The organism is Grimontia sp. AD028 (assembly GCF_000973155.1).
Classification (GTDB): Bacteria; Pseudomonadota; Gammaproteobacteria; order Enterobacterales; family Vibrionaceae; genus Enterovibrio; species Enterovibrio indicus.
The window spans coordinates 20,480-38,248 of the sequence record NZ_LASY01000056.1 but is presented as its reverse complement, the minus strand read 5'-3'; the positions used below and the strand labels follow the sequence as shown (position 1 = coordinate 38,248).

General features: G+C 46.6%; 23 protein-coding genes. 10 read left to right on the top strand and 13 right to left on the bottom strand.

Going from position 1 to position 17,769, the window contains the following annotated elements:
* Positions 1 to 195: 195 nt before the first annotated feature.
* Positions 196 to 867 (top strand): HAD family phosphatase, encoded by a 672-nt coding sequence (locus tag RN22_RS13290; protein WP_046304978.1) that lies wholly within the window; start codon positions 196 to 198, stop codon positions 865 to 867.
* Between the two features lie 15 nt (positions 868 to 882).
* Here RN22_RS13290 and RN22_RS13285 read toward each other — a convergent pair whose 3' ends face one another.
* The 5 genes from RN22_RS13285 to RN22_RS13265 all read right to left on the bottom strand — a co-directional run bounded on the left by RN22_RS13285 (position 883) and on the right by RN22_RS13265 (position 5,437).
* The gene (locus tag RN22_RS13285; RefSeq protein WP_046304977.1) at positions 883 to 1,758 is read right to left on the bottom strand and encodes a lipase secretion chaperone; all 876 of its coding nucleotides are present in this window, start codon (positions 1,756 to 1,758) and stop codon (positions 883 to 885) included.
* 15 nt (positions 1,759 to 1,773) lie between these two features.
* Positions 1,774 to 2,715 carry a triacylglycerol lipase gene (locus RN22_RS13280; RefSeq protein WP_039850051.1) on the bottom strand — a complete coding sequence of 314 codons (942 nt, stop codon included), beginning with the start codon at positions 2,713 to 2,715 and terminating at the stop codon, positions 1,774 to 1,776.
* Positions 2,716 to 2,984: 269 nt separating this feature from the next.
* The gene (locus tag RN22_RS13275; RefSeq protein ID WP_046304975.1) at positions 2,985 to 4,049 is read right to left on the bottom strand and encodes a succinylglutamate desuccinylase/aspartoacylase family protein; all 1,065 of its coding nucleotides are present in this window, start codon (positions 4,047 to 4,049) and stop codon (positions 2,985 to 2,987) included.
* A complete protein-coding gene (rimK, locus tag RN22_RS13270; RefSeq protein ID WP_002538970.1) occupies positions 4,033 to 4,941 on the bottom strand; it encodes a 30S ribosomal protein S6--L-glutamate ligase in 909 nt (302 codons plus the stop codon). Before rimK ends, RN22_RS13275 begins: the two co-directional genes overlap by 17 nt.
* A gap of 4 nt (positions 4,942 to 4,945) precedes the next feature.
* Positions 4,946 to 5,437 (bottom strand): ATP-dependent zinc protease, encoded by a 492-nt coding sequence (locus tag RN22_RS13265; protein WP_002538971.1) that lies wholly within the window; start codon positions 5,435 to 5,437, stop codon positions 4,946 to 4,948.
* A gap of 316 nt (positions 5,438 to 5,753) precedes the next feature.
* On the opposite strand from RN22_RS13265, the gene RN22_RS25555 reads away from it, so the two are divergent.
* The gene (locus RN22_RS25555) at positions 5,754 to 5,882 is read left to right on the top strand and encodes a hypothetical protein (RefSeq protein WP_255350068.1); all 129 of its coding nucleotides are present in this window, start codon (positions 5,754 to 5,756) and stop codon (positions 5,880 to 5,882) included.
* On the opposite strand, the gene RN22_RS13260 is transcribed toward RN22_RS25555, so the two are convergent.
* The 3 genes from RN22_RS13260 to RN22_RS13250 form a co-directional block, all read right to left on the bottom strand.
* Positions 5,864 to 6,352, bottom strand: a complete 489-nt coding sequence (locus RN22_RS13260) for a GNAT family N-acetyltransferase (RefSeq protein WP_046304973.1) — start codon at positions 6,350 to 6,352, stop codon at positions 5,864 to 5,866. The genes RN22_RS25555 and RN22_RS13260 overlap by 19 nt on opposite strands.
* Positions 6,353 to 6,379: 27 nt before the next feature.
* Positions 6,380 to 6,853: a GNAT family N-acetyltransferase gene (locus RN22_RS13255; RefSeq protein ID WP_039850053.1), complete on the bottom strand. Its 474-nt coding sequence runs from the start codon at positions 6,851 to 6,853 to the stop codon at positions 6,380 to 6,382.
* 320 nt (positions 6,854 to 7,173) lie between these two features.
* Entirely contained in the window at positions 7,174 to 8,037 is an 864-nt protein-coding gene (locus RN22_RS13250; RefSeq protein ID WP_046304971.1) for a DMT family transporter, read from the bottom strand.
* Between the two features lie 121 nt (positions 8,038 to 8,158).
* Here RN22_RS13250 and RN22_RS13245 point away from each other — a divergent pair, with 121 nt between their 5' ends.
* The 8 genes from RN22_RS13245 to RN22_RS13210 all read left to right on the top strand — a co-directional run bounded on the left by RN22_RS13245 (position 8,159) and on the right by RN22_RS13210 (position 13,127).
* Complete coding sequence (locus RN22_RS13245; RefSeq protein WP_046304969.1) at positions 8,159 to 8,641, top strand: MarR family winged helix-turn-helix transcriptional regulator; 483 nt, start codon at positions 8,159 to 8,161, stop codon at positions 8,639 to 8,641.
* Between the two features lie 72 nt (positions 8,642 to 8,713).
* Positions 8,714 to 8,977 carry a hypothetical protein gene (locus tag RN22_RS13240; protein ID WP_002538979.1) on the top strand — a complete coding sequence of 88 codons (264 nt, stop codon included), beginning with the start codon at positions 8,714 to 8,716 and terminating at the stop codon, positions 8,975 to 8,977.
* 155 nt (positions 8,978 to 9,132) lie between these two features.
* Positions 9,133 to 10,056: a YeeE/YedE thiosulfate transporter family protein gene (locus RN22_RS13235; protein ID WP_046304967.1), complete on the top strand. Its 924-nt coding sequence runs from the start codon at positions 9,133 to 9,135 to the stop codon at positions 10,054 to 10,056.
* A gap of 33 nt (positions 10,057 to 10,089) precedes the next feature.
* Positions 10,090 to 10,506, top strand: coding sequence for a BLUF domain-containing protein (locus RN22_RS13230; protein ID WP_046304965.1), 417 nt, complete (start codon positions 10,090 to 10,092; stop codon positions 10,504 to 10,506).
* 263 nt (positions 10,507 to 10,769) lie between these two features.
* The gene (locus RN22_RS13225; protein WP_046304963.1) at positions 10,770 to 11,111 is read left to right on the top strand and encodes a DUF1428 domain-containing protein; all 342 of its coding nucleotides are present in this window, start codon (positions 10,770 to 10,772) and stop codon (positions 11,109 to 11,111) included.
* Positions 11,112 to 11,254: 143 nt separating this feature from the next.
* The gene (locus RN22_RS13220; RefSeq protein ID WP_046304960.1) at positions 11,255 to 11,734 is read left to right on the top strand and encodes a cupin domain-containing protein; all 480 of its coding nucleotides are present in this window, start codon (positions 11,255 to 11,257) and stop codon (positions 11,732 to 11,734) included.
* Between the two features lie 6 nt (positions 11,735 to 11,740).
* Positions 11,741 to 12,496 carry an SDR family oxidoreductase gene (locus RN22_RS13215; protein ID WP_197076298.1) on the top strand — a complete coding sequence of 252 codons (756 nt, stop codon included), beginning with the start codon at positions 11,741 to 11,743 and terminating at the stop codon, positions 12,494 to 12,496.
* Between the two features lie 52 nt (positions 12,497 to 12,548).
* Positions 12,549 to 13,127: a hypothetical protein gene (locus tag RN22_RS13210; RefSeq protein ID WP_046304956.1), complete on the top strand. Its 579-nt coding sequence runs from the start codon at positions 12,549 to 12,551 to the stop codon at positions 13,125 to 13,127.
* A gap of 94 nt (positions 13,128 to 13,221) precedes the next feature.
* On the opposite strand, the gene RN22_RS13205 is transcribed toward RN22_RS13210, so the two are convergent.
* The 5 genes from RN22_RS13205 to RN22_RS13185 all read right to left on the bottom strand — a co-directional run bounded on the left by RN22_RS13205 (position 13,222) and on the right by RN22_RS13185 (position 17,725).
* The gene (locus RN22_RS13205) at positions 13,222 to 13,689 is read right to left on the bottom strand and encodes a hypothetical protein (protein ID WP_046304954.1); all 468 of its coding nucleotides are present in this window, start codon (positions 13,687 to 13,689) and stop codon (positions 13,222 to 13,224) included.
* A gap of 316 nt (positions 13,690 to 14,005) precedes the next feature.
* Positions 14,006 to 14,560 carry a GNAT family N-acetyltransferase gene (locus RN22_RS13200; protein WP_046304951.1) on the bottom strand — a complete coding sequence of 185 codons (555 nt, stop codon included), beginning with the start codon at positions 14,558 to 14,560 and terminating at the stop codon, positions 14,006 to 14,008.
* A gap of 164 nt (positions 14,561 to 14,724) precedes the next feature.
* Positions 14,725 to 15,207: a tetratricopeptide repeat protein gene (locus RN22_RS13195; RefSeq protein ID WP_046304949.1), complete on the bottom strand. Its 483-nt coding sequence runs from the start codon at positions 15,205 to 15,207 to the stop codon at positions 14,725 to 14,727.
* A gap of 193 nt (positions 15,208 to 15,400) precedes the next feature.
* Positions 15,401 to 16,546, bottom strand: a complete 1,146-nt coding sequence (locus tag RN22_RS13190; protein WP_046304947.1) for a YaaC family protein — start codon at positions 16,544 to 16,546, stop codon at positions 15,401 to 15,403.
* A 147-nt stretch (positions 16,547 to 16,693) separates the two neighbouring features.
* Positions 16,694 to 17,725: a GTP pyrophosphokinase family protein gene (locus tag RN22_RS13185; RefSeq protein ID WP_046304945.1), complete on the bottom strand. Its 1,032-nt coding sequence runs from the start codon at positions 17,723 to 17,725 to the stop codon at positions 16,694 to 16,696.
* Between the last annotated feature and the right edge of the window lie 44 nt (positions 17,726 to 17,769).

Below are 17,769 nucleotides of genomic sequence, written 5' to 3'. Positions count from 1 at the left end.
GGCGGCACACACCTCGCCGCGCCTAAAACGCTTAGGGCTAGAACAAAATTTCACCACCAAAGGTCAACAGCCCCTAGGGTTTTAACCCGCTCACTTCTCACAATCGTGCACTCGGTAGCCCCACTGTCATCAAATTGTGCCAATATGATTGTCAGCATAACGCCATTCATTACCCATTAAATCAAGGAGATAGCCATGTCCGCACATCTTGCTGTGTTTGATTTGGACGACACACTGGTGGAAGGCGATTCCATGTCCCGCTGGCACCAATACCTGATTGATATTGGCATGGTGAGCGATCCTGATTTTCTCAAGAAAGATGAAGAGTACATGGATGCCTACTTCGCAGGCACGTTAGAGCTTGATGGGTATTTAGCGTATAGCCTGTCGCCGTTAACATCTTGTTCTGTCGCGGATGTTGATGCGCTGGCTGCGCGCTTTGTCCAAGAGCGTATGTTGGAACATATCTATCCGGAAGCCAAAGCACGGTTTGAAACTTTGAGGGCAGAAGGTGCGTGCATTGCCATCATTTCAGCATCGCTCGGTTTTCTTGTGCATCCCATTGCGAAGGTGCTGGGGGCGGATGTGTCGATGGGGGTCGATTTGGTGGTGGAGAACGATCAATATCAACCAAAGCCTGATGGCATTCCATCCTTTCGTGAAGGCAAGGTCCACCGTCTTGCGCAATGGATAGCAACGCTAGACGAGGATTTCGAGCACATCAGCTTCTATTCGGATTCAATCAATGATCTGCCGATGTGTCTGTTTGCCGATGAAGTGTACGTGGTGAATCCTTGCAGTCAGCTCTTCAAAAAGGCGGGTGAGTATCAATGGCCTGTGCTGAAGTGGGGCTCGCAGGCGGAATAAGGAGCCCCGGGCAGATTAAATAGCGTTGGATTCGTCGTCGTGAATGCGCTCTAAGGCGGCAGCACGGCGTCTTTCTTCATCGGAAAAATAGGACTCTCTCAGCGCACTGAGTGCCTGCTCGCGTTCGGTGTCAGACAAATAACTCTCCTCCAGCAGGCTCTGACGCTCAGTCAGGTATTGTTGGAATTGATTGTTAAATTCAGCCTCTTCTTGCTCAAAGGCCTGCAACCTGAGTGCGGCTTCTTCCCCGACTAACTCATTCAACTGTTGAAGCTTTTCGCTGTCATCCTGTGCTGATAGGGCATTCATCTCGCCCAGTAAAGCCGCGTTTTGGTAACTCTCTTTCATGTCTGGTGGCAGCTGATCTAACTCCGCTTGCCACTGTGCATTCATTGCATCCCGGTCTAGCCCCATGCTTTCCAACTGCATGCGTTTAATGGTCATTTCTCTGGCGAGGTTTTCCTCATAGAAAATGCGTTGTCGCTCGGCATCGGAAAAGTGTTCGGATTGCAGTTTCTGCGTTTGTTCATGAATGAATGTGAGGTAATTCAATCCGGATAAACCTTCAGGCATTGACATTCCGACCAGTGACTGGCGATAGGCTTGGTATTTCTCAAAAAGAACCTTCTGCTTCTCGCCAAAACTGAGGGTGTCAGCAAAGGCTTCGTAATCTGTGGTGATCTGGGCGAGATCGCGCTCGCCCAAGGTAGAAAGAAAGTACTCAAACGTATCACGGTCAGAAGATATATCGACCTCTGTCCCTTCGTGGGAAGGTGCTCTCGCGACCGTGTTTTGCTCCGTTGAACCGGAGAAAAGATAAAGCGCGGCGAACAGCAAAATCCCGGCGATGATCAGAATTGCGATTTTATAGCTGGTGAACGAGATACGCATGAGACGTCTCCTTATTTACAACCCCTGACGCTTAAGGCGATTGGCGTGCTGACGATAAAGGGTAACGGGGTCGGTTTCGAAAAGATGATGAAGGCCAAACAGCTGATTGACTTCGTCAAGATGATTCATTCGGTAGTTACTGCGAATGACTTTACCCAGATGGGTTGAGCATCGTCCTACAAGGCCATCGTTAGCTTCTGAGAAGAAAAGGCCAGTGGCGAAAAGGACGGGATCACTGATATCGAATACGTTAGTGACAGTGCTGGTACCAGACCAGGAGTAGTAATAAACACCGTTTGCTGCGCGGTAAGAACCCTCTCCACAACGGCTGGTTGGCACACCTTCAGGGTATTTGGCATTGAACGCCAAAGAACCTTTGGTGGTTAGCGAATGCAATGAAGCTAACGGATCTTGCGGCAAGCTAGAACCCCCTGAAAGCAGGCTGATTAAGCCAGAAAGGGTGCGGGCAGCGGTAACGGCTAACGCTTCGCCAGCAGAGCCGGGAGGGAAGGTGCCGCGAACAACATCAGCGAACTCAGAGCCTTTGTTGACACCGCCGACGCTGGTGACCGAAGCCACGTGCTGTGGCGCAACAGATGCCACATAGCGTGCGGTTGGACTGCCATGGCTATGACCAATCAGGTTCACCTTACTTGCCCCTGTGACTGCTTTCACCCAACGTACCTGACGCAGCAACTGCTCACCGCGTTTTTCGGAACTGTTAGTCGCCGATACTTGCGCCACAAACACTTTTGCGCCACTGCGGGTCAGCGCTTGTGGAATGGCGTGGAAGTAATCCATCCCCGCAATGCTGTCAAAGCCGAACAAGCCATGAACGAGCACAATAGGGTATTTGGTTTGGGTGTAACCTGTAGTGGTTGTGCCTGATGTGGTGGAGCCAGCAAATACTGAAAACGACGTGATGGTGAACAACATCGCTATAACGATTCCCTTCATTTCAATTTCCTCTGGTCAGTCCTCTGATGTCGATTAAATCTTAGACAGTGGTTAACTTTGAGTCAGGTATCAAAAATGAGAATGAAAGGACTTTGTTAAATCAGGGTAAAAATTGCGTGGTTTGGCAGCGTTGGGAATCACTAGGACTGGCTTGCCGACGAAAAGAAGAAAGGTGCTGAACGAAATGGATTAATGGTTTGAAATTTAGGGGCTTTGTAAAAATAAGAAAGGAGCGCATAGCGCTCCTTTCTTGTTGGGAATCTCCGCGCTTATTGCACGCCAATGCCCCATTTGATTTCGTTGCTTGAGTCGTCAACCACTTCATCGAGGTAGTTTTCAACTTGCTGCTCAACCAGTTTGTCTGGTTCTTCAAAGAAAGCGATGTGATAGATCGCATCACCTTCGTTTACCAGTGGTAGGGTTTGCTGACCAATGATAATGCCGCCTTGTGGTGCGTAGATTTGAATTTCTTCGCTACCGGTAGGCGCACTGATTGAAGCCAGAGACTGACCTTTGCTCACGCGCTGTCCAAGAAGCACGTGAGAGCGCAGAATACCGTCTGCTTCTGCACGTACCCAACGGGTCGCACGGGCAATCACAGGCTCAACATTGGTCTTTTTGCTTGCCTTGCGGATCATACCAAGGTGCTGCATCACGCGCTTCACACCTTTCACACCCGCAGTAATGGCGTAAGGTTCGAAACGCAGCGCTTCACCGGCTTCATAAGTCAGTACCGGAATACCAATCTTTTCCGCTTCAGAACGCAGAGAACCTTCGCGCAGTGCAGCATCGATAACCACAGGGGTGCCGAAAGCCAACGCCATTTCATAGGTTTCTTCGTTGGAAAGGTTCGCACGGATTTGTGGTAGGTTGGTGCGATAAATCGCAGCCGTGTGCAGGTCAAGAATATGGGTACAGCGACGAACGATTTGTTCGAAGATCTGGTACGCCATACGACCGGCAATAGAACCACGCTCAGAACCCGGGAAACAGCGGTTCAGGTCACGGCGGTCTGGAAGGTAACGCGATTTATGAATGAAACCGAAAACGTTCACCACAGGGATCGCAATCACCGTGCCTTTCAACGTGGCAGGGTTTAAACGATCCAAAATCTGGCGAACGACTTCAACGCCATTTAGCTCATCACCATGAATAGCCGCGTTTATCATCAAAACAGGGCCGGGCTTCTTACCATGAATAACTTCCGCTGTTACAGATAGCGGAGAGTGTGTGTAAAGCTTAGCAACTTCAAATTCAACACTTGCGCGTTGACCTGGCGGGATACTCGTCCCGCCAATTTCGAATGCATTATTTTTGTTATTTGCTTTTGACACGTGTCCTTGTCCTCGGAGAAGAGACTATTTTCTCTATATGTTCAATGATCAGGCCTGCTACGTCTTTACCGGTAGCAGTCTCGATCCCTTCAAGACCCGGTGAAGAGTTCACCTCCATCACCAGAGGTCCGCGCTCAGAGCGCAGCAAATCAACGCCTGCTACGTGAAGACCCATCGCCTTCGCAGCAGCAACCGCTGTTTTACGTTCCGTTGGGGTAATGCGTACCAGAGACGCGCTGCCGCCGCGGTGCAGATTAGAGCGGAATTCGCCTGGCAGTGCCTGACGCTTCATCGCTGCAATCACTTTATCGCCGATAACGAAACAGCGAATATCCGCGCCGCCCGCTTCTTTGATGTACTCCTGAACCATGATGTTGGCTTTCAGGCCCATAAAGGCTTCGATAACACTCTCTGCCGCTTTACGGGTTTCTGCCAGAACCACACCAATACCTTGGGTTCCTTCCAGCAGTTTGATGACCACAGGGGTACCGCCCACCATGTTCAGAAGGTCTTTAATATCGCCCGGTTTGCTCGCAAAACCTGTGATAGGCATACCAATATTCTTACGAGACAGCAGCTGAAGTGAACGCAGCTTGTCACGTGAGCGGGAAATCGCCACTGAATCGTTCAGGGTGTAGATTCCCATCATCTCGAACTGGCGCAAAACGGCACAGCCATAGAAGGTCACAGATGCACCGATGCGCGGAATAATGGCATCAAAACCCACCAGATCTTCACCCATCAAATGGATAGAAGGTTGGGTAGAGTTGATGTTCATGTAACAACGCAGCGCGTCAATAATTTTATATTCGTGGCCGCGTTGCTCACACGCCTCGATCAGGCGGCGAGTGGAATAAAGATTTTCGTTACGAGAGAGAATTCCAATTTTCATATAATTAACCTTGTTGCGCCTGAACGAGGAAAGATTTAACCGGATCGACCAACAGTCGATTTTCCATTGCGGTACGACCCAGCAACATTCTAAATACCATGGTGTCGCGTTTGGTCAGTGTCATTTCGATAGGGTATGACAAGTTACCAACCACCAGTGTTGTTTCGATGACATAACGCAAGGTCTCATGACCGCCAGAGTCGCGCACTTTGCGCATGTCTTTCACTTTTGCGTGACACTCTTTTTCGGTCATGTTGTCGTCTTGAATTGGGTGGATCATAAACTTCACCCATTTCTCGCCATCTTTTTCATATTCGGTAATGCCGAAAGTGTGCAAACACGAAGTACGTGCGCCAGTGTCCACTTTCGCTTTGATCGCAGTGATACCCAGATCTGGTAAGGCAACCCATTCACGCCAGCCAACAAGCAATCGGTCATTTGATAAAGCTTGGTTATTGTCCTCGACTGCTGGTCGAGCTGTGTTTTTGTCAGTCATCGCTGTCAATGCCCCAGGTAGTGATTTTCGAACGGATGGAGTGAGCGCATCAGTCGTTGACACTAACTCAAGTAAACGATAGTAGCTCGGCGGGAACATGCCGCTCACATTTGTAAGAACTGATTGAATAATCAAGACTATCGTTATCGCTGAATGCCCAGACAGGGCGACTGCTCAGCGTACCAGGCTCCGGCGGCGCTCATTTCATCCACTTGCTCGGCACCGCACCAAAGAGCGCGCAAGTTACAGCTTTGCGAAGCTAGCGACAAGTCAATTTATTGCTTGTGACGATGAAAGATGTTGATGGATACTGGATGTGAATTTTATGGAATATCAGGTGGTTGTGGTGAGAAACCACCCGATTACCATTGCACAAATTCGAGGTGTAAATCTGATTGATGTGATGAAAAACGGGGGGAAGTGGGGTTACATCGCCGCGTATTGAAGGGTGGGAAAGTCGTCTCCACGGATCCACTCGCAAAGCACATCTACCAGACCTTCTTCATTGTCGTGCTGGCCAATTTGCTTTTCGACAAAACCATGCTTGCGCCAAAATCGTCGCGCTACCTCATTCATTTCAAAGGTATAAAGCTGAAGATTATCGCTGGTGGTTTCTTTGGCTAACTCGACCAAGGCGCTGCCAATGCCTTGATGCTGATACTCACAATCGACGTAAAGCTGGGTAATCACGTTCTCGTCAAACGCAATCATGCCCAATACACGTTCGGAACGTCTTTCTAAAGCAAGATAGATGCGGTTCGTCGCCGTGAGAATACGGTTGAGGTAGTAACGATGTGCTTCAAAATCGTGAGCCTCGGGAATGCCCAAGGCTCGTTCTTTGCTATTGCGCCACATGGAAATGGTTTGTTCTGTGTAGCGCGGATGGTAATCAATAATTTCTATTCTTTTATGCATAACCCTGTATCTACGTTGTCCTTAACGTTAGGCAGGACTGAACTGTTGCAGTGTTCGGGTATAAAAGACGCTGTTTGGATCTTCAATATATTCCCCGAATGGCGAGCAAGCTTCGAAGCCGAAACGCTCATAAAGACGATGCGCTGGCTGAAATTCTGGTTCAGTACCTGTCTCTAAACTTAGACGCGTGTACTGACGCCTGCGTGATTCTTGGAGAATATGTGCGAGCAAGTTCGCAGCTACACCTTTTCTCAGGTGTTTTTGTGATGTGCGCATAGATTTGATTTCACCGTGCGACGGGCCAATTTTCTTCAGCGCGCCACAACCGGCCAGTTCACCCTCAATCCAGACACTCCAAAGTGTCACATCCGGGGCTTTCAAGGCACTGAGGTCAAGGGCATGCACGCTTTCTGGCGGGCTGATTTCGTGCATGTTATTGAGGTGTTCCTGGAGGAGGCCTTTAATTTCCGGGCCGTTTAGGTCGTCGATACGAATGTCCATGATGTCTTCCTCCAATCCTTTGAGTGAAAGAACATTTAGCATTGGCTTTGGGCGGTGTTCAAGCTGGGCTGAAAAGCGTAAAGGTATGCTGTTCCGAAACTATCAGGAGGGAATGACTTTGGTTGCGATAAAAGGCGAAGGATGTATCTATGGAGGCGGTGTTTGTAGGACGAATAAACTGAAATGATTCAAATGGAATATGCATCTGTTTGAGCGTAAATATTAGATTTGCTTCAACCTTTTCTGTGCTTTCGGCTGTATTTTGTCTTAACAATAAGTGCAGACGAAAAAGCCCCTTTGCAGGGGCTTTGAAAACTTGATTAATGTGCGGGGTTCAGCATCAGTTTCCGTTGCGTTCTTTGCTTGCTGTACACCATCAACACCAGACTCATCATCACCATGGCGATACCAAGCCATTGGTACGGCCCCAATACTTCACCGACTAGGAAAATACCCAAGGTGACCGCAGCAACAGGGTTCAGCATGCTGATCATTGCCATGCTGTCTGCGCCAATCTTTTTGATTGACCGCGAAAATGCCCAGTAAGCGAACGAACTGTTCAGCAAGCTGACCCAAACCAGCCCCGGTAATTCATGGGTGGTAATGGGTTTCGGTGCGCCTTCCACAATGAATGCCAATGGCACCAGTAATAGACCGCCCAGTGTTAACTGCCAAGCTGTCAGGCGGAAAATATCCGTGACTGGCCAGTCTTTCAGCCATAAGGAAGCTCTTGCCACCAATGCTGTCGCAGCCAGTGCCGCCGCTGCGCCGATAGGGTCAATATCAGCGCTCGGGTTCAAGATCATCACAATCCCAGAGAAGCCAACCAGCGCCAACAACAGCATTTTCAGTTGTGGGCGTTTTCCTTCCACCAACCACTGCATCAGCATTAATTGCAGCGGTAAGGTTGCGCCAAGTGTGCCGGCGACAGAGCCCGGAAGACGGTAAGCCGCAATAAATAACAGCGGGAAGAAAGCGGCAATATTAAAGACGCTCAACAAGGTCATTTTTGACCAAGGTAGCGGAGGGCGCCCCGGCTTCAATAAAAGAAGCAACAGACCCGCAGGCAGCGCACGCCAAACTGCCACCCAAAAAGGCGAGAGATCGTGCAAAAAGAGACTGACAGCAGCGTAAGTGCTTCCCCATAAAATAGGAACCAATGCTGCTAACAGGTAATTGCCCACATGTGCCTCCGGTCAAAGTTTTTCAAAAAGTATCTTTTATGAAAGATAAAATATTCGCATTGTCTCTTTTGATCAAGTATCTTTTTCAAAAGATAGATTGAGTGCCGAAGTGAAGGACACCATGAAAGCCGATCATGTAGATACCATCATTGCCCAATGGGCGACGCAAAGACCGGACTTAGACTGCTCACCAATGGGCGTGATTGGACGACTTGGAAGGGCGAAACAAATCATCACCCCGAAACTGGAAGACGTATTTAAGCAAAATGACCTCAGCAATATCGAATTCGATATTCTGGCTTCCCTCCGCCGCGCCGGCGAACCTGTTACCCCGACTGACCTTTATCAAACCCTGATGCTTTCATCCGGAGCCATGAGCACGCGCGTCGATGGCTTGGTGAAGCGTGGTCTTGTGATTCGACAAGCCAGCGAAACCGACAGAAGAAGCTGTTTGGTCACCCTTACCGAAGAAGGACAGGCACTGATCGACAAGGTCGTCGAGCAGCACATCGACAACGAACGACACATTCTGGAAGCGCTGACAGCCGATGAGCAAAAGCAGTTGGCTGGTCTGTTACGAAAATGGCTGGCGGCGAATGAATAGTGCTTTGCACTGAAGCTGAGACGCAAAACCCACTTCCTTCGGTGCATACTCTCAGTAGAAAGGAGTATGCGAATGGAATTGATGAAAGTCAGCAAGCTGGTCGCCATGAATTTGAACTGGGTGCGGGGAGAAGATGCCCGGTTCAAATCCATCTTGAAAGAACTGAAGCAGGGCGCGGACATTAACGAAGCGATCCAACTTATCCGCTGTGCCTGCGGGAAGACTTACGTGTTGCAAGATGGTGGTCACCGCATCAGTGCCGCGTTCAAAATCTATCAGGACACAGGAAAAGACATCGACATTCCGGTGAACCTGTTTCAATCCTCCATTCCTTAATGGATGCTTCTTTGGCTCCGAACGCAGCGCATTTTAACCGTGCCTAATACGGCCTAGTTCTTTGTTTTTCATCTAAACATTGAGCCAAACCCAGCGCCTGTTATTCACTACAATCAAGGCCACCACCAAGAAATTTATTCAGGTTTCAGCAGTCCGTGACCTTCTTTCTCATCGCCATCTTGTTTCTTTTTGTTCTCGGCTATCTCGCCCAGACCACAGGGCTTTGCCTGGTGAAAGGGGTCAATCAAGCGTTAGATAAACGCCCCCAGTTTCTTATCGCTATTCTGACCAGCGGCGTACTAGGTTGGGTTTCTTTGTTGGTTGCAGACATGATGACCATAGAAGTGCCTTTTCGCGTTTATGCCATACAGTGGACGGCGCTGATCGGTGGCGTGCTGTTTGGCTTCGGAGCCGCCATGAATCAGGGCTGCGGTGTTTCGACCATCAGCAAATTGTCACGCGGTGACACCCTGATGATTGCGACCGTTTCCGGTTGGCTGATAGGTTGGATTCTGCTGGCGAGTGTTGCTGACACTCTTCCCCCAAGGCTTTCCTCTGCCTTACCGCAATGGCATTTTACCGCCTTGTTGGTGGCTTCCTTGTTAATTAGCGCTGGCATTCTTCTGATCAAAAGATGGGATACACGGCTTTGGCTTAGCATGCTGGCGATTGGGTTGATGGGCAGCCTGACGTTTCTCTACGAACCCAAATGGACACCCAGCGGGTATCTTTCAGATTTGAGTCTTTCCGTTTGGGAAGAAACCGATGAACGAATGCCTTCTTTTGAACGTTCCCTGCTGCTTTTTGCTCTGGTGGCGGGCATGGCATCTGCGGCGCTGATAACACGTTCCTTCAAGCTCAACCTCCAACCCTTCTATATGTATTGGCGGCACCTGTTTGCGGGTATCTTGATGGGCATTGGTGCTTCTCTCGCCGGAGGCGGAAACGACAGCCAATTGCTCTTGTCCCTGCCTGCCTTCTCCTTATCAGGTTTTGCCGCTGTTATGAGTATGTTGTTCGGTATATTCATAGGCTTACGTGTCCCCCGATTACTGAGAAGAACAACTATAGTGAGTTGATAATCCATTGCTTAAAAGCAACGTGGGGGAAGGATGATTCGATTAATCTATGCCAGTTCGGCGACCGTGGAATTTACGGAAAGTAAGTTAATGCAACTGCTTGGCAAGGCTCGTCAAAAAAACGGGGAGCTCGGTGTCAGTGGCCTTTTACTTTATGCGAAAGGCAACTTCTTTCAGGTATTGGAGGGTGAAGAGCACAACGTCGATAAGCTATTTCAAAAGATTGAGCAGGATGATCGCCACAACAGAGTCGTTGTCCTTGATCGCTCCGAAATCAAAAAGCGGGCGTTTCCTGACTGGTCGATGGGGTTCCGTAATTTGGAAACGTTCGATAAATCCCAACTTCGTGGCTACAACGACTTTTTGGATCGCGATCTTTCCCCTGAAGAGTTTGGTGAGATGGGTGACGAAATCGTCGGTCTCATCGATCATTTCCGTTCGATTTGCTGACGACAAAGATCAAAAAAATTTTCCTCTCAATATCAAACACAAATAAGAAACTTTTTGCATGTCTCCTTTCTGAGTCATCCACTGACAAGTCGCAAAAGGTACTATTCGCGTAACAAGGAAGAGTAATGGTAAAGCGCTGGGCACTCCCTCAGTGCTCACCAAATAAACCATAATTTCAATAATATAGAAGTCAGTGGCTTGATCATAAAGCCGTTTGCAGGGTCGCTATAGGAGTGGAACTGAATCGGCGGAGGTAGTAGATCATGCTATATGTTGATGGACTGGTGACAGCTTTGCCTGTTGCCAATAAAGAAGCCTACAAGCGTCTGGTTCAGGACGCGATCCCCTTGATGCGCGCGTATGGTGCACTCAATGTGGTTCACTGCAATGAGCAGGAATCTTCAAGAAACGTGGCGTTATCCGGCTATGAAAATTGCCCGTCCGTGGTGCTGTTTTCCTGGATCATCTGGCCTTCGAGAGAGGCGAGAGATGAAGGAATGGAGCGGATGCTGTCTGACCCGCGCATCGATGACGTGATGAACCCCGTCTCGCTTAACGGTGAAAGGCTGGATTTAGACGAAGATTTCATTCCCAGCTTTCACTAACCGAAAGTACGTTAACCCAGATAACCCGCTGAACCTCTAGCGGGTTTCTTTCCCTTTGCTGCGAGACAAAGATCCCAATTCTCCCTTTGTATTCATTACACCTGCTGTTGGGCAGTGCATGGTGGTGAAAAAAGGAGAAAGCAATGAGCCAGTACATCGTCAAGAAGCAAGATATCGAATCTATGGAAGGGCTTACCAAAACCCACTTCCTCAACCCCAATGCGGTTCGCACCAATAAATCCCTCGGTGATCTGGCAGGCCTGACCGGTCTAGGCTTCCACATTGTAGAGATTGAGCCAGGGTATGAATCGACCGAATATCACGTTCACTACTTTGAGGACGAGTGCGTCTACATCCTTTCTGGTTCCGCCACTGTGACGATTGATGATGAAGACTTCGAGGTGGGTGAGGGGGACTTCATTGGCTACCCTGCAGGCGGGCTGCCACACATCATGACCAACACAGGCGACGAAACCCTTCGTTGCATTGTGGTGGGTCAGCGTCTCGACCATGATGAAGCGGATTACCCCAAACAGCACAAACGTATCTTCAGAAACAAAAACCGACCGTGGCAGGTTGTGGACATCGAAGACATTGACTATCCAAATGCAGGGAAGAAGTAAGCCGTGATAAAGAAAAACGAAATTGCACTGGTGACAGGCGCGAGCCGTGGTATTGGAGCAGCCACCGCAAAACTGCTGGCAGCACAGGGCTATACCGTGTGCGTGAATTATCACTCCCGCACTGATGCCGCAGACCAAGTGGTCAAAGAGATTGAAGAAAACGGCGGCAGCGCCTTTGCGGTAAAAGCAGATATTTCAACGGAAGAGGGCGTTGCCACGCTCTTTGCCGCGATAGATGCCAATACAGTGCCGCTGACGGGATTGGTGAACAACGCAGGTATCCTTTTCACCCAAAGCAAGCTGGTGGAGTTAACTGCCGAACGCATCAACAAAGTGCTGACAGCCAATGTCACCGGCAGTTTTCTCTGCGCCCGCGAAGCGGTAAAACGTATGAGCACCCAACGCGGCGGAAAGGGCGGAGCGATTGTTAACGTTTCCTCTGGCGCATCACGTACTGGCTCACCAGGCGAATATGTTGACTATGCTGCCAGCAAAGGTGCGGTAGATACCCTAACCATTGGGCTTGCCAAAGAAGTTGCCGCGGAAGGCATTCGCGTAAACGGCGTTAGACCGGGTCTCATTCACACCGATATTCATGCCGATGGCGGAGAGCCAGGTCGCGTCACGAGACTTGCACCGCGCATCCCCATGCAACGTGGCGGAGAACCGGAAGAAGTTGCGAGAGCCATATGCTTTTTACTTTCTGAAGATGCGTCTTACACAACAGGCAGTATTTTGGACGCCACAGGTGGAGTGGTTTGATGTTTAACTCTATAAGGAGCTTTTTGTATTTTTAACTAGGATTATCAATAAGATGTTTAGACTTGCAGCATGGTTGGTTCTTTTAATATCCCTTTCGATTAACGCGAATGAGGTGAAGGACTGCGGGAATTTGTACAGTAGCTTCGTTGATAACAAAAAGCGCGCTATAGATTTCTCTGAATTGGCAGAAAAAAGAGATGTTTGGATTAATGAGCACTTAGATATCTACTTTGATTATGAGGATGGATTGAATGCATCTACAAGAGTTGGAATAGTCAAATCTGCCATTATTGAAAAATTGCAGTCAGAGCCATCTTTATACCTAGACCCTAGTTTTATACCAACAGCGATATATGAACTATCTAGGTATTGGTCTTACAAAGGGGTAGATGCTGACACTGAAGAAGTGTTTGTTAATATGAAAAAGGGGAGTGTTAGCTTTCTCTTTGAAGATGTTGAAGAACACGGCATGTCTACCGCTATTTACGTTCTAACATCTGGAAATCATGCGTTGATAGAAGCGATGTACGAGCCACTGGGTGATTCTATCTTTTCTCTAGATGCACTCTTACCTTTGTATCCAGAGCTATCGGGAAGCGATTTGCGGGAGTTTTACTCTTGCCGATCCTAGGCTCAACTATATAACTCTGAAATCGGAAATATGGCTGGTGGTGAGACATCAGCCATTAAGTTCTTCCTGAGAGTGAATCCAATACTCCTCTGTTTCAGCCTGCCTCTTTCAGATCACTGATATGCTTACACATACGGAAGTAAAGAAACGCAAACCAAACTTGAAAAAGTATCACTTCAAAGGGAGTCGTGACGATGTCTTCCTCTAAAGGAAACACATAGAAATAGTAAACCCCTAAGCCAACCAGCATAGGTATCAACCAAGGCAATAATCTGAGCGTCACGACAAAATTGATACTGAAATAGCGTCCAAGAAAGTCTGTACCTTTGTCTCCGCCATTGGCTTTATAGGCGAAAAAGGTTCCTACAATCGTAATGACAAGCAAACCGACGTCGTCAATTTTGTCCCAAAGGTTCGGGTTTTCCATAGGGAAGTAGGCACCGAACGACATGCTAAGCAAACCCAGCACGATATATATCAAAACATAACTAAAGCGATCTTTCTCCGAGAAACTGCCTTGCTTGATGTTGCTTTTTAGCGCTTCAATATTCCAAAAGTACATCTATCTTCTCCTGACATGCTTTGACTGGTGGGTACCCATCAAAGTGGCCTAGCAGCCTAATGCGTATTGCTCTGCTGACGCCACGGCAAAAACCAAAGGTATAGCATGACAAAAGCGATTGAGAATTATTACCAGAAGAATGCAGAACGTCGCCCCAATTGAGATGTAAAACAGATGTTCAACTGATGACTAGAAGAGCACCAAGCACAAAACCGTGAATCGCTTCTCAACCCTTCACCCGCTGGCTCATTGTGGTAATGATTTGTTGCGCTAAGTGGGAAGGTAAATCGGGTGCTGAAAACCAATATTTACCAGACTATTTAGACTTCTGAAACCATTGCTCTCGTGAGATCTTATAAAGACAATGTCTTTCTAAATCGTGTCCTTTAGGGAGTTTGGGATGGTCAAAGTTCTGGTTAACGTTTTCCATACCCAGCTTCGACATAACACGTTGTGAAGGCTTATTGGGTAGCGCGGTAAATGCATAAACCGAAGGGGAACCCAGCTTACAAAAAGCAAACTCCAACGCGCCAAGTGCAGCTTCCGGGGCATACCCTTTTCCCCAATATTCAGAAGATAATCGCCAGCCAATCTCCACAAAGGGCGCACAAGGAATACCGCTTCGTTCATCTTGGCTGTGAAGCCCAACAAAACCGATAAATTGCCCCGTGGCTTTCAGTTCAACGGCCCAAAACCCCCAGCCTCTCTCAGTAATCAGCGATTGTATACGCATCGCCTGTTCATTACTTTCTTCCAGGGTAAGGGTGGAAGGGAAATACCGCATCACCTCTGGGTCAGCATTTAACTGAGCAAAAGGCGCAAAGTCTTCTTCTTTCCAATCCCGCAAAATGAGCCGGTTTGTTTCGATCACAACTTTGCTCCCCTTGATAATGATTAACGTTAAAGCTGGTCGCGATAGAGCAGAGCAGCATCTTTATTATTGTATGTCTCTACACGCATTATCACATCATCTAGCATCGTATTGGTGTTATCTAAATGACGGTGTTGAGCGATTAAAAAAACGATGATGACCGACTACCAAGTCCTCTCAATGTCTTCTGAGTAGAGGGAAAGTGCAGCTGAGTAAGCCAGTATTTCATCGGAGTTCGTTGTAGAAAGCAAAGTAGACAAAAGCATTTCAACTGCTTTCTTGGGTTGTCCGCAGTTATAGAGACACATAGCAAAGAAAGGTTTAACTGCTTCAGAATCTGGGTATTCATCGCTAAGAGTCTGGAAATAGGGTAATGCTTCTTCAAAATGTCCTAAACATCTCAACGTGCTGGCAAGCCCCAGCAATGCATTAAAGCGATCTTCTTTTGATAAATGGCCTTTCAGGCATTCCTTGTAATGCGGAATCGCCTCATTTTCTTTCCCTTCACTGTCAAAAGACCACGCTATATTGAGGTGAGCTTGTGTTTTATGCTCAGGGTCTCGTAGCAAATCTGACAGCAGCGCCCGAGACTCCTCGTGCTTTTCGACTCTTCTAAGCGCAATGGCACGTTCTATAACATCTTTCATAACTGTCCTTGTTTATGATGATTTAGCTAAGCAGCTTATACGAATCAAGGGGGCTGTTTTCTTAAATCAGACAGGCACAATCAGAAACACTAAAGTGTCTATCCCCACTAGTTCTCCTTGTTCCATAAACACAAAAGTTGCCTGAAGTGAGTGCACCAAGCGTTGTGAATCACTTTTAAGTTTATTGTTAAATTTAGTGCCAAGGTGGACGATGATTAGAAATAACTAATTCACTACCAGTTATCTGGTTCAACATAAGATTTGGCATTTTAAGGGTGAGAACTCGGACTATACGCTCGACAAGTTTTGCACCTTTACAGTGTGACTCAAGAAAAGAAATCCATATATCAGGGAAGTATCGTGATAACATACTCAGCACATAGCTAACTAAAAACAAATCGACTACTTCAGGTGTAGCAAGAGGATCGGCATAATAAATAGTTTTATGATCCAAAGTTGTTCTTGAGTCAGGAAATGAAAACGCCCAGAGCTTATCTTTCCTCGATCTAACAAATCCAGATGTACTTCCATCGAAGAATTCATACTCAAAATTTACTCCATCTTCACAAGTGAAATTCTCAATCACTTTGAGGAAGCCTTCCGGTGAAGGAGAAGAGTGGAAGATAAACTCATTGTATTCTTGTTTTATGACCTCATCACGATAAACTCTAAACTCCCCTCTAGCACTATCTACACTTACACCGTATCTACCCAAATCAGTATAGAGATCAGGCAGTCTAGTGAGTAAAAACATTAGATCTTTCTTAATACCCTTTAAATCAGAAAACTCTGGAATTTGAAAATTTCCTACGTATTCCATATTTCTCTGGGAGCCTTGAGTTGTCCTAAGATGTTTAATCGCTGTAAGCCTTTGTGTTGATTGCAAAGTATCATACCAATTTGCAAAATGACCGTTGGGGCAAATTTTGACATAGCTATTATCTAATAGACTTAATCCAATTTTTGACTTTCTGATATCTGAAGAAAAAGTAAAATCGAGCCCATGACTAGAGTTCTTAGAGTTTTTCCTTAAGAAGTCTAGTGACTTTCGGCCATCACCTCTAATCAACATACAGGCAGTTGAAAGAGCTACAGAACCATAATATAAGTGATTTGGTTGTGTGTATAACGATGATGCTTTGGCAGCTTCAAAGTATTCTTTTGCTTGTAAAAGCGCCACTCGGGCCTGTTCTGCTTGTTTTTTATAGTTTGGCAATGTTGATTTTGAAGGTTCTCCGTGAATAGAACTAATAGCATCAATGGCTAACTCAACATTCGCAAACTCTAAAAGCCTACGCCATGACTCCTCATAAGTATTTTCACAAGTGATCCATTCCAACTTTTATACTCCTAATAAATTCAACGCCAGTATGACGGACGTCTACTAGCCAGAACTGTTTAAATACGTTAATCACAGAGTCTTTTTAAAGTATCTGTCCCCTTAGTTCCAACATTAGCTTATTAGTCAATTTAGTTATTGCTCATCTCAGGCAGCTGCTGGGTTCTCATTTTCAGCCAACCAAGCATCAAAAGCAGTTCTTTGTTTGTCATACAATATACGTTCGTATGTAGAAGGATCATGAGAATATAAGACATGACGAATTACGGTAAACGGATTAAGTTGATGTTTTGTTGTGCCTTCCGAGCCTAACTGCATTTCAAACTCTCTGACTATATCAAGGCGATTGGCTATCACATCCCTAAATTCTTCGACCGTAATTTCCTTATATCTCATAACTTCTTCTACAAAACCATCAACTTTATGCGATTGAAATTTGAAGCCTCCAAAGAAGGTAGAAACAGCTGAACCAAAGTTAAATACATCAAGAGGTCTGGCTGAAATTGAATCACTACTGTCAGCTTGGGCCTGCAGTTTCTCTGTTTCTTCTCTTATACTAAGGAACTCTCTGTCAGCTAGCTCGAATAATGCAGCCAATGTATTAATACGTCTTTTTAATTCTGGAGGAATTGACTTTTTATATTTAATCTTATGATCCAACACACTCCAAGCATCCTGAACTATAGTTCTGATTTGCACTTCAAAGCTTAGATCTCGATATAGGATATACTCTTTCATCCCAGATCGAGGCTCTTGCAATTGTAAGTCCATATGTAACCCTTTGTATCCAAATACATCTTCTTTACTTTCTATATCGAGTATCTTGTTAGTTTCGTCTATTACAGAGAACTCATCCTTGAGTATATCTCTAACTTTAATTACATCCTTTTCGTATAAGCAGACAACCCTCAAACCAAGGACATCTGTGATGTAATCCTTTATTTCATAACTAGTCTCACTTTCCTCAAGCTTCGCTTGATATTTGCGTGAAAACTTCTTTATGCACTCTTCTCGGTCTTTAACTCTTCCTGACACAAGTGATATGGAAACTCCTTCTGTCACTAGTATTGAGTTAATAATGCTAACAAAACTATCTTTAGCTTTTTCTAAAACATCGTGATTATCGTTATAAAACTCTCTAAATTTTTGCTTTTCAACTTCAAAGTCTAATGATGCCATAGTTCCTCCTTATATACTTAACGCATCAATAACCGGCGCAGTTT

What these genes read in the sequence shown, in the direction of transcription:
- RN22_RS13220 (WP_046304960.1), top strand. Translation starts at nt 11,255, where the DNA reads ATGAGCCAGTACATCGTCAAGAAGCAAGATATCGAATCTATGGAAGGG.
- RN22_RS13260 (WP_046304973.1), bottom strand. Translation starts at nt 6,352, where the DNA reads ATGCATAAAAGAATAGAAATTATTGATTACCATCCGCGCTACACAGAA.
- RN22_RS13185 (WP_046304945.1), bottom strand. Translation starts at nt 17,725, where the DNA reads ATGGCATCATTAGACTTTGAAGTTGAAAAGCAAAAATTTAGAGAGTTT.
- RN22_RS13290 (WP_046304978.1), top strand. Translation starts at nt 196, where the DNA reads ATGTCCGCACATCTTGCTGTGTTTGATTTGGACGACACACTGGTGGAA.
- RN22_RS13240 (WP_002538979.1), top strand. Translation starts at nt 8,714, where the DNA reads ATGGAATTGATGAAAGTCAGCAAGCTGGTCGCCATGAATTTGAACTGG.
- rimK (WP_002538970.1), bottom strand. Translation starts at nt 4,941, where the DNA reads ATGAAAATTGGAATTCTCTCTCGTAACGAAAATCTTTATTCCACTCGC.
- RN22_RS13255 (WP_039850053.1), bottom strand. Translation starts at nt 6,853, where the DNA reads ATGGACATTCGTATCGACGACCTAAACGGCCCGGAAATTAAAGGCCTC.
- RN22_RS13230 (WP_046304965.1), top strand. Translation starts at nt 10,090, where the DNA reads ATGATTCGATTAATCTATGCCAGTTCGGCGACCGTGGAATTTACGGAA.
- RN22_RS13205 (WP_046304954.1), bottom strand. Translation starts at nt 13,689, where the DNA reads ATGTACTTTTGGAATATTGAAGCGCTAAAAAGCAACATCAAGCAAGGC.
- RN22_RS13245 (WP_046304969.1), top strand. Translation starts at nt 8,159, where the DNA reads ATGAAAGCCGATCATGTAGATACCATCATTGCCCAATGGGCGACGCAA.
- RN22_RS13280 (WP_039850051.1), bottom strand. Translation starts at nt 2,715, where the DNA reads ATGAAGGGAATCGTTATAGCGATGTTGTTCACCATCACGTCGTTTTCA.
- RN22_RS13225 (WP_046304963.1), top strand. Translation starts at nt 10,770, where the DNA reads ATGCTATATGTTGATGGACTGGTGACAGCTTTGCCTGTTGCCAATAAA.
- RN22_RS13265 (WP_002538971.1), bottom strand. Translation starts at nt 5,437, where the DNA reads ATGACTGACAAAAACACAGCTCGACCAGCAGTCGAGGACAATAACCAA.
- RN22_RS13210 (WP_046304956.1), top strand. Translation starts at nt 12,549, where the DNA reads ATGTTTAGACTTGCAGCATGGTTGGTTCTTTTAATATCCCTTTCGATT.
- RN22_RS13285 (WP_046304977.1), bottom strand. Translation starts at nt 1,758, where the DNA reads ATGCGTATCTCGTTCACCAGCTATAAAATCGCAATTCTGATCATCGCC.
- RN22_RS13195 (WP_046304949.1), bottom strand. Translation starts at nt 15,207, where the DNA reads ATGAAAGATGTTATAGAACGTGCCATTGCGCTTAGAAGAGTCGAAAAG.